The sequence below is a fragment of the Streptomyces clavifer genome (assembly GCF_036345975.1).
GTDB classification, from domain to species: Bacteria; Actinomycetota; Actinomycetes; order Streptomycetales; family Streptomycetaceae; genus Streptomyces; species Streptomyces clavifer.
Genome location: NZ_CP107793.1, coordinates 2,185,815 through 2,199,949, shown reverse-complemented (window position 1 = coordinate 2,199,949; position 14,135 = coordinate 2,185,815). Strand labels below are relative to the sequence as shown.

Sequence of the window (14,135 nt, the reverse complement as noted above, 5' to 3'; positions counted from 1 at the left end):
CCTACTGCACAGGGGCGGGGAGCCAGTCCTTGGCCACCACCGTGCCCGGCTTGTCCTGCCCGTTGATCCAGCCCAGCTTCGTCTTGTTGAGCGTCATCTCGTCGAGGACCCCGGTCCGCTCGGCCAGGAACAGGCCCTGGTACTCCTTGATCCTGTCGAAGAGGCCCGGGGTCGGCTTCTCCTTGAGCTGTATGCCCTTCTGCAGGTAGTCGATGTTGGCCTTCGTGTAGGCGACCGTGCTCGCCAGGTCGCCGTCGTCGATCTCGGCCTGCGTGCCCCAGAGCAGCATGTTCCGCACCCACGGCACCTCCGGGCTGGCGTCGTTCGCGTTCAGCGTCACCGTCTTCACGGCGCCGAAGTGCGCCGCGAGGAGCGCCGTCATCGTGGAGCGGCCCAGGTTCCCGGCTCCATCGGTCTCCACCAGCGCGCTGAAAGCGCCGTACGTCGAGTCGTTGGACTGCTGGAAGCACGTCAGCGCCTGCTGGGTCGCGGCGTCCAGCTTGCCCACCGTGTGCGCGGCGGTCAGCTTGCAGCCGCCCGCCCCCTCGACCAGCCGTGCCTGTGCGAACTGCACGAAGAGGTTCGGCTTGTCCGCCGACGTGATGGGGAGCGGACCCCGCGCGGGCTCCTCCTCCTTCTCCTTGGGCTTCTCCTCCTCCTTCTCCTCGCCGCCGCCACCGCCGCCGTCCGACCCCTCGGGCTTCCCGGCGGGCTCGGTGTCCTGCGTGGGCTTGGGGGTCGGCAGCTCCGGCGGTTCCTCCGGCAACGTGGTGGCCGCCGTCTTCTGGAGCTCCTCCTTCGCGAGGGTGCGAACCGGCGCCTTGTAGGTGAACCAGAGGACGAGGCCGGTGATGGTGAGAGCGAGCAGCAGACTCAGCGTGGTCATCAGCCAGAGCGGCAGCAGACTGCGCTGCACGTACGTCCCGTTCACCGCCAGGGGTTCGAACCCGGAGCGCCGCACCGAGAGTTCGTAGGGCCTCTCCTGCTTCTGGCCCACCCAGGTGATCTGCCGGGGCTTGAGCGTCGCGTCGACGAAGGCGGCGCGGCCCGGCTGGATCTGGACGTTGGCCGGGACGATCTCGTACGAGAGGTCGTCGATGGCCTTGTCCCCGCCGCCGATCGACGCCGTGAGCACGGTGTTGCCGAGGTTGTCGACGGCGAGCTTGGGCCGGCCCCTGAAGCGGCCCTTGACGGTCTGCGGGACCAGCTCTGCCCGTACCTCCATGAAGGTGGTGAAGGTGACGTTCCCCTCGGCGACCGTGGCGGCCTCGGGGTGCTCGGTGGGCAGGATGCGCACCCCGTACGGGTGCGGCCCGGCCGTCGCGTCCGGGGTACGGGGCGGGGCGAACGTCAGCTGGACGATGCCGGTGGTTCCTGGAAAGAGCCGGATGGACGGCGGTTCCACCGAGACGTACGGGGCGACGTCGCCGACCGTTTCGAAGCGGTACTCATCGACGACGTCACCGGTGTTGCGCAGACGTAGTCGAACGGAGGTGCTGCTGCCCGGGTCGACCGTGGTCGAGGCGGGCTCCAGAGATGTCCAGGTGGTCACCCGACGGACGCTACTGCCCCCGGGAGGGGCGAGGGCAGGGGCAGCGGGGTAGGGCGGCTGCCCTAAAGGTAACGCTCGCTGCCCTCGAACCCCCTTCGCGTGCGGCTCCGGCCGCGGGGCGTGCGACCGCGTCCGTGGCCGCCCTCCGGGGCGCGGCACCCGGTGCCCCACCGCTCCGTCCCACCGTGGGCCCCGGTCGCGCGGGAAGGCCTCGAGGGCGTCCTCGATTGCCCCTGGGGGCATATGCGGTGCCCTCGATGAGGCACCGGAGGACGTTTACGCGCGCGAGCCCGAACCGAGAGGGTGAGTCTGGTCTTGTATCGGTACCCCGAGGAGAGCAGAGCATGCCGTCTTACCTGTCGCCGGGCGTGTACGTGGAAGAGGTGGCCAGCGGCTCTCGTCCGATCGAAGGGGTCGGCACCTCCGTTGCCGCATTCGTCGGGCTGGCGCCCGACGGCCCTCTGAACGAGCCGACGCTGGTCACCAACTGGACCCAGTACGTCGCCTCCTTCGGTGAGTTCACCGACGGGTACTTCCTGGCGCACTCGGTGTACGGCTTCTTCAACAACGGAGGGTCCGCCGCCTACGTGGTCCGCGTGGGCGGAGCGCGCGGCGGAGTGACGGGCGCGCCGGGCGAGGGCGCCGCCTCGATCGGCGGACAGCGCGGCCGGTCGGCCGTCGCCGGTGCCGCGGCGCCCGCCGCGCTGACGGCCGGGGCGGCCCAGACGCTGGGTACGTTCAAGGTGTCGGCCGTCGCGCCCGGCGAGAGCGGCACCCTCAGTGTCGAGGTCACGGACGCCGAGGGCGAGGGCCCCGCGGAGCGTTTCCGGCTGGTCGTCAAGGACGGCACGAAGCCGGTCGAGACCTTCGACGTCTCGGCGAAGAAGAGCGCCCGCAACTACGTGGTCACGCAGGTCAAGGAACGCTCCAAGCTGATCGTCGTGCAGGAGGGCGCCGCCGCCTCGCAGCTCGCCCGCCCCGACAACCAGACGGTCGCACTCGAGGTGCCCGTCGCCGCGGAGACCCCCGCGGTCCCGGACGCGGCGGAGGCCGAGTCGGTCGGCATCGCCGAGTACCTGGGCGACTCCTCGGACCGCACCGGTTTCGGCGGGCTCGAAGCGGTGGACGAGATCTCGATGGTCGCCGTCCCCGACCTGATGGCCGCCTACCAGCGTGGCGCGATCGACCTGGAGGCCGTGAAGGCCGTCCAGCTCGGTCTGATCGCCCACTGCGAGCTGATGGGCGACCGGCTGGCGATCATCGACCCGCCGCCCGGTCTCAACGCCCGGCAGGTCCGGGTGTGGCGTCAGGAGACGTCCAACTACGACTCCAAGTACGCCGCCCTCTACTACCCGTGGATCAAGGTCTTCGACCCGGCCGGCGGCCAGACCCGGCTGATCCCGCCGAGCGGACACATCGCCGGCATCTGGGCCCGCAACGACTCCGAGCGCGGTGTGCACAAGGCCCCCGCCAACGAGGTCGTACGCGGCGCCGTGGACCTGGAGATGCAGATCACCCGGGGCGAGCAGGACCTGCTCAACCCGATCGGCGTCAACTGCATCCGCACCTTCCCCGGCCGCGGCATCCGCGTCTGGGGTGCGCGCACCCTCTCCTCCGACCCGGCCTGGCGCTACCTCAACGTCCGCAGGTACTTCAACTACCTGGAGGAGTCGATCCTCAACGGCACGCAGTGGGTGGTGTTCGAGCCCAACGACCAGGCGCTGTGGGCCCGGATCAGGCGGAACATCTCCGCGTTCCTGGTGACGGAGTGGCGCAGCGGCGCACTGTTCGGCGCCACGCCCGAGGACGCCTACTACGTGAAGTGCGACGCCGAGACCAACCCGCCTGAGTCGGTCGACCTGGGACGCGTCATCTGCCAGATCGGAGTCTCGCCGGTCAAGCCCGCCGAGTTCGTGATCTTCCGGCTGGCGCAGTTCTCCGGCGGCAGCGGCGAGTTGGAGGAGTAGGACGTCACACACTCCGCAGGCGCTTGATCCCGAGTACGGCCACCGGCCCCAGCACCAGTAGAAGGATTGGCTTTCATGACCCTCTCCCAGGGTGACGCCCTCACTACCCATAACTTCGGCCTCCAGATCGACGGAGTCATGGTCGAGTACCTCCACGCCGTGGGTGAGGTGGGGATGGAGCAGGACGTCATCGAGTACCAGCAGGTCTCGGCGAACGGCCAGCCGATCACCAAGAAGATGCCCGGCGTGAAGAAGGCCGGCGAGACCACGGTCACGCGCGGTATGGAGCAGTCCGCCGCCTTCACCGAGTGGATCAACGCCTCGCTGCGCGGTGACATGGGCTCCGCCCGCAAGAACGCGAGCATCATCTACATGGACTACCAGTACAACCCGGTCAGGCGGCAGCACCTGCGCAACGCCTGGTGCACCAAGGTCATGGGTGCGGCCGCCACGGCCGGCGAGGCCTCCGTGATGACCGAGACCGTCACGATCGTCTACGAAGAGCTGGTCACCGAGTAATGCGCCGCGGACCTGCCAGGCCCGCCGCCGACGCCGCTGCCGCCCCGTCCGCTCTCGCGGACGTGGCGGCCCCGGCCGTCGCACCGGCGGAAGCACCGCCCGCACGGCAGCAGTTGCGGACCGAGTTCGCGTTCGAGCTGCCGCGCGGGTACGTGGACGACATGGGGACCGTGCACCGCGAGGGCGTCATGCGGCTCGCGACCGCCCGGGACGAGCTGATCCCGCTGCGGGACATGCGGGTGCAGGAGAACCCCGCGTACCTCTCGGTGGTACTGCTCGGCCGGGTCATCACCCAGTTGGGCACCGTGGCACACATGCACGACGGCGTGGTGGAGAACATGTTCGCCTCCGACCTCGCCTTCCTGCAGGACTTCTACCGTCAGGTCAACGCCGAGGGCCACACCAGGGCCGGCGTGTCCTGCCCGCACTGCGAGCAGGCCTTCGAGGTCGAGCTCGGCGGGAGCCGCCTGGGGGAATCGTGACGTACGCGACCGACCGGATCCATGAGGAGATCGCGTACATCGCCTACCACTTCCACTGGAACCTGGACGACATTCTGGACATGGAACACCGTGAGCGTCGGCGGTACGCCGAGCAGATCGCCACGTTGGTGACGCGTGCTGCAACGGAGCGGTGATGGGCATATTCGACCGGCTCAAGGGCCGGGACCGAGGCAGTGACCAGGGTCGGGGCCGGGAGCGGAGTGCGGGCGGTGCGGCACCCGCCCCCGCCCTCGCTCCCGCCCCTGCCTCGGCCCCCGAGGCGTCCGTCGGCGGCGGTGCCGGTGTCTCCGGCCGGGGAGGGGGCTGGGCCGGTCTGCCGCCGATCCAGCGCGCGATGCTCGCGCCGGCGCGGCAGACGGTCGCGTCCGCGGAATTCGCCGGTTCGCTGGCCTCCTGGCAGAACCACTCCTTCTCCGGGACCCTCTCGCACGCGGTCCTGGACGACGCTCCGACCGGACTCATCAAGGACGTGGCGTCGTTCGCCCTGGGCTCCGGGCCGGTGTCCCCCGGCGGGACCAGGCTCTTCCCGGCCGCCGCTGTCCCCAGCGGCGGTGACAGGGAGGGCGGCGATCCGGGTGGCCGGGGCGACTGGCAGGGGCCTTCGGTCCAGCGCGCCCAGGGCCCGCGGGTCGCGCCCGTCCGGCCTCGGCCGGCGCCCACGCCCTCCGCGCTGACCCGGGCCTCCGCTCCGGCGACGGTCCGGCGCAGAGTGCTGCCCGCGGTGGCACCGCGGGCGACGACGCCTGCCCCGGCTGCCGGGGCAGGCGCACGGGTGTCCGCGCCGACGAGCGCTCCGAAGCCCGTGTCCCCGCCCTCCGCCACACCTGCTCCGGTCCTCGCCGCCCGTTCCCCCCTTGCTCCTGCCTCCGGTCCTCCGGCTTCCGCTGCCCACGTCCAGCGCTCGGACGGGGAGCAGGACGGCCCCCGCGGCGGATCCGCGCGGATCGAGCCGCCGGCCCCCCGGCGGCCGGGCCCGACGGGGGCTTCGGGGGCCGCGTCGCCGTCCGACAGGACTCCTCCGGCACCCACCTCCTCACTCCCCGTGCAGCGACGCGCGGCGAGCGCTCCCGGCCGGTCGGCCGGACCGGCGGGCTCCACGCCACCCCGGCGCCCGCTGCTCGGCCCTCCGTCGTCGGGACCGGTGGCGCCCCCGACGCCACCGGCCGCGCGGACCTCCCCGGCGCAGCAGCGTCCCGGTATCGCCGCTCCCGTCGTACGACCGTCCCCGCAAGCACCGGCATCGCCGGCCGTCACGCCCCTGGGCACCTCCGGGGGCGAAGCGCCGTCGGGGCGGGCCCCTGCGTTCGGCGGCAGCGGGAAGAGCGCAACGCCTCCCGTACGCAGGACACCCCCGGCCGGGCCGGATGCTGTTGCGCGCACGGCCGGTCCGTCGGTGACACCCGGGGCCGGTACGTCCGGGACGAGCGCACCCGCGCCGCGTCCGGTCGTCCGGCCCGGACTGGGCGCTCCGTCGAGCCGCCCCGCCGACGCTCGGGCGGCGAACCCGGCGGCTGCCCCGGCGGTGCGTCGGCAGGCCGGTGCCCCGGCTCCCGGTCACGCACCCCACGTACAGCGTTCGTCGGCGGCCGGCGGCCGGCCGAGCGCCCTCCCGGCGCCGCCCGCGCGGCCGGCGCCGGGGCCCGTGGCGCCGCCTTCCGCTTCCGCACCGGCGTTGCCCGTACAGCGGCGCGCCGTTGCCGACGGCGCGTCGTCGAGCGGGCAACGGCCCACGAGCACCGGGACGGGTCCGGTTCCCGGGCCCGGCCTCCCCAAGTCCTCCGGCCCCTCGGTCTCTTCCGGCTCCTCCGTCTCCGGTACGCGTGCGAGCGGCGTCGTGGCGGGGCCCGGCACCACGGGAGCACCCGTGGTGCCGACGCGTGCGAACTCCGCGGTGGTGTCCGGTACGACCGCGGGAAGGGCCGTTGGTTCACCGCCGGTACAGCGGCTCGCCGCTCCGGGGTCGGCCGGCCCCGGTGCTGTGCGGACGCCGAGCGGTCCGGGTGGTGGGCCCCGTACGACGGGTGAACCGTCGGTGCGGCGGCTTCCCGCAGCGGGCCGGGTGCCCGCGCCCGGCCCCCGCACCGGTGCTCCTTCGGAACCGGCGCCTTCGGCTGCGGTGCGCCGTTCAGGCCCGGTGGCCGGTGGTCCGGCAGCAGCCTCCGGTGCGACGGTGCCCGGCGCGGCCGTACGGCTGACGAGCGGCTCCGCCGGGGACGGAGCGAACAGGGAGGCGCCGACGACGAGTTCGACGCGGTCCGTGGCGACGAGCGGATCCGGGGCGGCCCGGCCGACCGCTGCGGTGCCCGTGCAGCGGGCTGCGCTGCCCGCCGTGCCGGTGCGGCGGCCGGGAGCGGCTTCGGCCGTCCCGCCGGTGAGCCCCACACGGTCGCTGCCCGCATCCGGCGGCGGTCCGGCAGCCGGCACCGGCTCCGCGAGTCGCCGGCCGGTGCGGCCCTTCGCTGACGACGCACCCGGACCCGGCCGACCGGGCGGCGCGCCGCCCGTGCAGCGGTCACCCCTCGCCCAGCCCGCGCCCGCGCCCGCGCCCGGGACCCCGCCCCGGATCCCCGCCGCCACCCGGCCCTCCCGCACCCTCGCGGCCCCGACGAGGTCCCTGCCTCCCGTGCAGCGATCGTCCGCCGCCTCCGTTCCTTCTGCCGTGCCCGCGCCGCCGGCCGACGCTCCTCCGGCGCCGAAGTCGCTGGCCATGCCGGTCGCCCCGCTGGTGGGGTCCGCGCGGCCGGTCACGGCCGCCGGGTTCACCCCGTCGCCGGTGAGGACGGGGCCCGCAGCCCCTGCCGCGGTGGGCAACGCTCCCGCAGCCGCGCCACGGCGACGCGCAGCGGCCCCGGTGCCCGGTGCCTCTCCGGCCGCTGTCCAGCGTGCCGCCGTTCCCGGCGCGCCCGCCCTGCCCGGCGTCCGCAGCGCCGCACCACGCACCTCGCAGTCGCCGGCCCCCGCGCCGACGACGAAGAGCGCCCCGCCCGTCGTGCGTATGCACCGCGTCCGCAGCGCGGTCACCGCGGGTCCGGTCACCGCAGGTCCGGTCACCGCGGGTTCGGTCACCGCGGGTTCGGCCTCCGGGGCCTCCGCGGGTTCGGCCTCCGGGGCCGGCGGAACCGTCGGCGCCCGCCCGCATGCCGTTCAGCGTTCGGCGGCGCCTGCCGAAGCCTCCCCGGTGGTCCAGCGCGCCCCGGCGCCGAACGCGGCCTCCCCGGTGGTCCAGCGTTCCGCGGTGCCGTTGTCGGCGTCTCCTGGCGCTGTCCGTCCCGAGCGCGGGTCGGCGGCCCGTTCCGCTCCTCCCGCCGTGTCGTCGTCGCCCGGGGGACCCGGTGACGGGGGGCACGGTCTCCTCAGTGCCGCCGCGGCCTTCCCGGTGGTCCAGCGTTCCGCGGTGCCGTTGTCGGCGTCTCCTGGCGCTGTCCGTCCCGAGCGCGGGTCGGCGGCCCGTTCCGCTGCCCCCGCCGTGTCGTCGTCGCCCGGGGGACCCGGTGACGGGGGGCACCGTCTCCACAGCGCCGCCGCGGCCTTCCCGGTCGTTCAGCGCTCCGCGTCCGCGTCGGCGCCGCCCGTCCCCGGTGGGATCGCTCGTACGCCGGGGCCGGACGCCCCCGGCGGCTCCCGGGCCCTCCACGCTCCAGGAGCATCCGGTGCCCCGGCCGCCTCCGTGGACCTGCCCGTCCGGAGCCCCGTCGTGTCCCTGGCACCCGCCCGGCTCGCTCCGGCCGCCGCGCTCCCCGTGCAGCGGGCGCCCGCCGTCCCGGCAGCCCGGGCCTCCCAGTCCCCGGCCGCGCCTCCGGTTCCGGCCCGGGCGCCGTCCCCCGCCCCCGCCCCAGTGGGGGTGCAGCGCCGCGCCGCGCCCGTAGCCGTGCACAGGAGCAGTGGCGGCCAGGGCTCCACGGCCAGGCCCGCGCCCTCCGTCACGAGCCAGTTCCACCCGCGTGATCTGAAGGAGGACCAGGTGGCGGAGCTGGTCCACCGGCTCATCGGGCCGATGACCCGGCTGCTGCGCACCGAGCTACGGCTGGACCGGGAGCGGATCGGCAAGCTGCGCGACCCACGCCACTGACAGCCCCCGCGAGCGCCGGTCCGCACGGTCCGTCCCGTAAGCCCGCAGTCCCGCAAGCCCATGGGTCCGGCCCCGCCGGAACCCGCCCCAACCGCACGTGGAACCGCAGGAAGGCCCCCACCCGATGCCCCAGGAACTCGACGCAGGCTCCACCATCTTCTTCAACCTCACCATCGACGGTGAGAGCCTGGGCAACTTCAACGGTTGCGAAGGGCTCTCGTCCCAGGTCGAGATCGAGCAGCGGCAGGAGGGCGGCAACAACGGATTCGTCTGGCAGCTGCCCACCCGTGTCACCTTCTCCAACATCACGCTGACCCGCCCCCTCACCGAGGACACCGCGAAGGTGGCGGAGTGGATCTCCTCCGTGGCCACGGGGGTGACCCGGCCCACCGGGCAGATCGCCGCGCTGCGCGCGGACGGCTCGATGGTCGCCCAGTGGGGGCTGATCGACGTACTCCCGGTGAGCTGGCGCGGACCTTCCTTCGACCCGGCGAGCCCCGCCGTGGCCACCGAGGTCCTGGAGATCGCCCACCACGGGTTCACGGACGCGGGGGAGGCGTAGCCGATGAAGTTCCCCAGTTTCGGCATCGGTGACAGCCTGGTGCGGGCGACGCTCGCCATCCATCAGCCGCCGATCGGCAGCAGCACCAAACCCGGCGCGCTGATGAAGACGTTCGATTTCGACTTCAACCCGTCCCAGTTGTCGCTGACCCGCAGGGCCCAGTGGAAGACCACGCCCACCGCCGCGGTGCGGGACGGGGCGGTCCCGGAGTTCATGGGGCCCGAGCCCCGGGAGATGACGGTGGAGATCTTCCTCGACCGTTCCGAGGAACCGGACAGCAACGATGTGCGCAGGAAGGTCGAAGCCCTCTTCTCCTGCTGCGAGACGACCACTGCCAGCATCGCGGCGAAGCAGCCGTCGACTCCGTGGGTGATCTTCGAGTGGGGTGCGTTCTCCACGGCCCGCTTCAACGCCTACGTCAGCTCCGTGGAGGCCCAGTACACCCTCTTCAACACCAACGGGATGCCGATCCGGGCCACCTGCCAGGTGAACCTCCACGAGATCCCGAGCAGTACCCTCGGCCAGAACCCCACCTCCGGCGCGCTCACCTCCCGCCGGGTGCACCGGGTCGTGGCCGGCGACTCGCTCCCGCTCCTCGCCTGGCGTGAGTACGGCGACGCGACCGCATGGCGCACGATCGCCGAGGCCAACGACATCGACGACCCGAAGACGTTGACGCCCGGCGTCGAACTGATGCTTCCCGCCGCTGAAGAGGTCGGCGCCTGATGCCCGATATCGGCTTCTCCAACATCCTCACGGTGCAGATCGCCGGCAAGAAGCTCAAGTCCCCGGACGACAAGAAACTGGTGGCGGGCCGGGTCGACTTCGGTGCGGGCGTGCCCGGGGCGTTCCAGCTCACCTTCCGTGACGAGAAGAAGGACATCCTCTCCAACCTGAACGTCGAGATCGGCGTGCCGGTGGTCATCGCCCCCTTCTCGGACGGCAAGGGCACGCCGCTGATCACCGGGGAGGTGACCGCCCTGGAGACCGACTACGACCGCACCGGTACGTTCACCGTCATCCGCGGTTACGACAAGGGTCACCGCATGCTGCGGCAGCGCAGGGTGGCGGCGTACAGGAACAAGACCGCCACCGAGATCGCGGTCGAGCTGGCGCGCAAGAGCGGCATTCCGATGGGGAAGACCCAACGGACCAAGGGCCAGTACGAGTTCATCAGTCAGGCCAACGTCACGGACTGGGATTTCGTCCAACGGCTCGCGGACGAGAACGAGATGGTGATGTCCATCAACTCGAAGGGCAGATTCCAGTTCGTCAAGCGGCAGCACGCGGCGTCGGCTCCCCCGGAGAGCACACCGAGCACGCCGAGCGTGAAGGCCGCGCTCCTCCTGCGGGGAGGCGAGGAGATCCTGCGCTGCCGCGCGGCGGTCACCTCCGCCGACCAGGTGACCGCCGTCGAGGCACGCGGCTGGAACGTCACCACCAAGCAGCCTCTGGTCTCCAAGTCGCCCGCTCTGGCCAACACCGGCTTCGCCATCGGTACGACGCCGTCCGAGGTGTCCAAGACGTTCGGCAAGGCCGAACTAGTCGTGACCGACACGCCCTACGACAAGCTGGACGAGGTCAAACACGCCGCCGACGCCGTGGCCGACGACGTGACCTCCTCCTTCGCCGAGGTGGAGGTCACGGCGCGGGGCAACACCGAACTGCGCCCCGGGGTCGCCGTCACCGTCACGGACGTCGGCAAGCCCTTCCAGGGCAAGTACACGGTCACGGCGGCCCGCCACACCTTCGGCGACCAGGAGCACTACGAGACGTACCTGAACGTCAGCGGCCGTCAGTGGCGTTCGCTGTACGGGCTCACCTCCGGTGGTGGCGGGACGGGCCCGGCCGGCCTGCCGAGCGTCGCCAACGCCCTGGTCACCGACATCAAGGACCCGTTGAGGCAGGGCAGGGTCAAGCTGAGGTTCCCGTGGCTGGACGACATGTACGTCAGCGACTGGACCCGGACCGTCCAGTTCGGCGGGGTCAAGGGCGGCAGCATGATCTCACCGGACGTGGACGACGAGGTGCTGGTGGCGTTCGACCGCGGCGCCCTGGACCACCCGTACGTCATCGGCGGCCTCTACAACGGCGTCGACAAGCCGGATCCCGTCGACGTGCCGGTGTTCGACCCGACGCGCGGGAAGGTCACCCGGCGCACCCTGTCCGACCGCAGCAACAACCGTATCGACCTGCTCGACCAGAGCGTCGGCCTCAAGCGCGGGGTGCGGCTCTCCACCGGCGACAACCGGCTGACCATCAATCTGGACCGGACGAAGACCGAGATCGTCGTGGACAGCAAGGGAAAGGTCTCCATCCGGGGGACCGGCGCCGTCGCCATCAACGCGGGCGGCAACCTCTCGCTGAACGCGGTGGGCTCCCTGACGATCCGCAGCGGCGGGCCGATGAACATCAGCGCGGCGAGCGCCCTGTCCCTGACCGCGGGGGCCTCCCTGCAGATGACCGCGGCCATCGACATCGGCCTGAAGGCGCTCAACGTCAAGTCCTTCGGCATCCTCACCTCCAACCTGAAGCCGGTGATCTGATGGCGGAACAGTTCGTCGGCTCCGGATGGGCCTTCCCGCTGCGCATCGGTCCCACCGGCGGCATCGCCCTGGTCAGCGGGGAACGCGAGGTCGAGGAGGCCATCCGGCTCGTCCTCTCCACCGCGCCCGGTGAGCGGCCGATGCGGCCCGAGTTCGGCTGCGCCATCCACGACATGGTCTTCGCGCCCGTCAACGAAGCCACCGCCGGCCGGATCCAGCACGAGGTGCACAGCTGCCTGGACCGCTGGGAACCGCGCATCGAGGTGGACGACGTCACGGTGACGGCCGGCGCGGAACAGGGCGTGCTCTTCATCGACGTCCGCTACTCGATCACGGGCACCAACAACCCGCGCAGCCTGGTTTTCCCGTTCTACGTGATCCCCTCCCACGACGGGCCCGAGGGGTCCGGCACGCCCGACGAGCACTTTGGAAGCGACCGCTGATGGCCCTGCCCTCCCCGAACCTCGACGACCGGCGCTTCCAGCAGTTCGTCGACGACGCCAAGCGCTACATCCAGCAGCGCGCCCCCGAGTGGACCGACCACAACGTCTCCGACCCGGGCGTGACCCTCGTCGAGACGGTCGCCCACATGGCCGACCAGATCGTGTACCGGCTCAACCGGGTGCCCGAGAAGAACCACCTCGCGTTCCTGGACCTCATCGGGATCACGCTCTTCCCTCCGTCCGCGGCGCGCGCCGACGTCACGTTCTGGCTGTCCGCCCCGCAGCAGCAGCCCGTCGTGCTCGCGACGGGCACCGAGGTCGCCACGGCGCGCACCCAGACCGAGGACGCGGTGGTCTTCGCCACCGAGCGCGAACTCACCGTGGTGCCCTGCGAGCTGTCGTACCTCGTGATCCAGCGGGCCGATCAGGAAGCGGTCGACCGCACCTCGGACCTCGTCGAGTCCAAGGACGTGCACTGCTTCGCCGAGGCACCGAACCCCGGTGACCGCATGCTGTTCGGGCTCAGCGCCGCCGTACCGGAGTGCGTGGTCGTCCTGGAGCTCGACAGCCAGGTGGACGGTGTCGGTGTCGACCCCAGGCAGCCGCCGCTCGCCTGGGAGGCGTGGACCGCCGACGGCTGGATCGCCTGCGACGTCGAGCGGGACACCACCGGTGGACTCAACCGCCCCGGTGAGGTCGTGCTGCACGTCCCCGGCGGCCACGCGCTCTCCCGCACGGGGCGGCGCGAGGCGGGCTGGCTGCGCTGCCGCGTCACCGAGCCCGCACAGGGCCAGCCCTTCTACACCACCTCGCCCACCATCCGTTCCGCCGAGGCGTTCAGCATCGGCGGCACCACCGGCGTCGTGCACGCCGAGACGGTGCGGGACGAAGCCCTGGGGGAGTCCACCGGGCTGCCGGGACACCGGCTACGGCTGGCCAACAGCCCCGTCGTCGGCGGCGCGCAGCCCCTGCTCCTCCAGGTCGCCGAGCGCGACGGCTGGATCGACTGGGAGACCGTCGGCCACTTCGCCGCCTCGGGCCCCGCCGACCGGCACATCACCCTGGACGCGACCACCGGCGAGATCGCCTTCGGCCCGTCCGTCCGTGAACCGGACGGCACCCTGCGCCAGTACGGGGCCGTGCCGCCCAAGGGCGCGCCCATCCGGGCCCGCCGCTACCGTACGGGTGGCGGGAAGGCGGGCAACGTCGCGCGGGGTGCCATCCAGGTGCTGCGCGACTCGGTCCCCTACATCTCCGACGTCATCAACCGGGAGGCCGCGCGCGGCGGGGTCGACGGTGAGACCGTCGAGGAGGCGAAGCGCCGGGCGCCCATCGCGCTGAGTGCGCAGGACCGCGCCGTGACCCTGCGGGACTACGAGGAACTCGCACGGCGCGCGGCGCCCGAGACCGCGCGCATCACCTGCCTCGCGGCCGAGCCGGACGAGCACGGCGCGCACGCCGTCCGGGTGCTGGTCGTCCCGCAGGCGGTGTCCGATCCGGGCGGCCGGCTGCGCTTCGAGCAGCTCGTCCCCGGGGATGCCCTGCTGGGGCGCATCACCCGGTACCTGGACGAGCGGCGCCTGATCGGCACCCGGCTGGCGGTCGGGCCGCCGTTCTACCAGGGGGTGACGGTCGTCGCGACGGTGCACGCCTTCCGCGGCACCGACACCGACCGGGTCAGGCGGCAGGCGCACGACGCCCTGTACCGCCACCTCGACCCGCTGACCGGCGGAGCCCACGGCACGGGCTGGCCCTTCGGCCGCCCGGTACAGGCGGGCGAGGTGTTCGCCGTGCTGCAGCGGGTGCCCGGCGTCGAGCTGGTGGACGAGGTGCTGCTGCACCCCGCCGACCCGCTCAGCGGCAAACGCGGCGACCCCACGGAGCGGATCGACCTCGAACCCCCCGCGCTCGTCTTCTCGTTCGACCACCGCGTCCGGGTGATAGGGGACGACTCGTGACCACGAGCGGGAGCAC

12 protein-coding genes are annotated in these 14,135 nt (G+C 72.6%); 10 read left to right on the top strand and 2 right to left on the bottom strand.

Annotation, left to right across the window (positions count from 1 at the left end):
• Position 1: 1 nt before the first annotated feature.
• Complete coding sequence (locus OG927_RS09405) at positions 2-1,552, bottom strand: COG1470 family protein (protein WP_330319972.1); 1,551 nt, start codon at positions 1,550-1,552, stop codon at positions 2-4.
• A 344-nt stretch (positions 1,553-1,896) separates the two neighbouring features.
• On the opposite strand from OG927_RS09405, the gene OG927_RS09400 reads away from it, so the two are divergent.
• The 4 genes from OG927_RS09400 (at position 1,897) to OG927_RS09385 (ending at position 4,675) form a co-directional block, all read left to right on the top strand.
• Entirely contained in the window at positions 1,897-3,519 is a 1,623-nt protein-coding gene (locus OG927_RS09400; protein ID WP_330319971.1) for a phage tail sheath family protein, read from the top strand.
• Positions 3,520-3,594: 75 nt separating this feature from the next.
• Positions 3,595-4,038, top strand: a complete 444-nt coding sequence (locus OG927_RS09395) for a phage tail protein (RefSeq protein WP_056784699.1) — start codon at positions 3,595-3,597, stop codon at positions 4,036-4,038.
• Positions 4,038-4,520, top strand: coding sequence for a hypothetical protein (locus tag OG927_RS09390; protein WP_056784696.1), 483 nt, complete (start codon positions 4,038-4,040; stop codon positions 4,518-4,520). Before OG927_RS09395 ends, OG927_RS09390 begins: the two co-directional genes overlap by 1 nt.
• The gene (locus OG927_RS09385) at positions 4,517-4,675 is read left to right on the top strand and encodes a DUF6760 family protein (RefSeq protein WP_164494201.1); all 159 of its coding nucleotides are present in this window, start codon (positions 4,517-4,519) and stop codon (positions 4,673-4,675) included. Before OG927_RS09390 ends, OG927_RS09385 begins: the two co-directional genes overlap by 4 nt.
• A 1,420-nt stretch (positions 4,676-6,095) precedes the next feature.
• On the opposite strand, the gene OG927_RS09380 is transcribed toward OG927_RS09385, so the two are convergent.
• Positions 6,096-7,592, bottom strand: coding sequence for a hypothetical protein (locus OG927_RS09380; RefSeq protein ID WP_330319970.1), 1,497 nt, complete (start codon positions 7,590-7,592; stop codon positions 6,096-6,098).
• 643 nt (positions 7,593-8,235) lie between these two features.
• Here OG927_RS09380 and OG927_RS09375 point away from each other — a divergent pair.
• The 6 genes from OG927_RS09375 (at position 8,236) to OG927_RS09350 (ending at position 14,119) form a co-directional block, all read left to right on the top strand.
• Positions 8,236-8,610, top strand: a complete 375-nt coding sequence (locus OG927_RS09375; RefSeq protein ID WP_330319969.1) for a hypothetical protein — start codon at positions 8,236-8,238, stop codon at positions 8,608-8,610.
• Positions 8,611-8,734: 124 nt separating this feature from the next.
• A complete protein-coding gene (locus OG927_RS09370) occupies positions 8,735-9,172 on the top strand; it encodes a phage tail protein (RefSeq protein WP_056784683.1) in 438 nt (145 codons plus the stop codon).
• A 3-nt stretch (positions 9,173-9,175) separates the two neighbouring features.
• Entirely contained in the window at positions 9,176-9,898 is a 723-nt protein-coding gene (locus OG927_RS09365) for a CIS tube protein (protein ID WP_056784679.1), read from the top strand.
• Complete coding sequence (locus OG927_RS09360) at positions 9,898-11,718, top strand: VgrG-related protein (RefSeq protein WP_056784675.1); 1,821 nt, start codon at positions 9,898-9,900, stop codon at positions 11,716-11,718. Before OG927_RS09365 ends, OG927_RS09360 begins: the two co-directional genes overlap by 1 nt.
• Positions 11,718-12,161, top strand: coding sequence for a GPW/gp25 family protein (locus OG927_RS09355; RefSeq protein WP_056784671.1), 444 nt, complete (start codon positions 11,718-11,720; stop codon positions 12,159-12,161). Before OG927_RS09360 ends, OG927_RS09355 begins: the two co-directional genes overlap by 1 nt.
• On the top strand, positions 12,161-14,119 hold the full coding sequence (locus OG927_RS09350; protein WP_056784668.1) for a putative baseplate assembly protein: 1,959 nt from the start codon (positions 12,161-12,163) through the stop codon (positions 14,117-14,119). Before OG927_RS09355 ends, OG927_RS09350 begins: the two co-directional genes overlap by 1 nt.
• Positions 14,120-14,135: the final 16 nt, after the last annotated feature.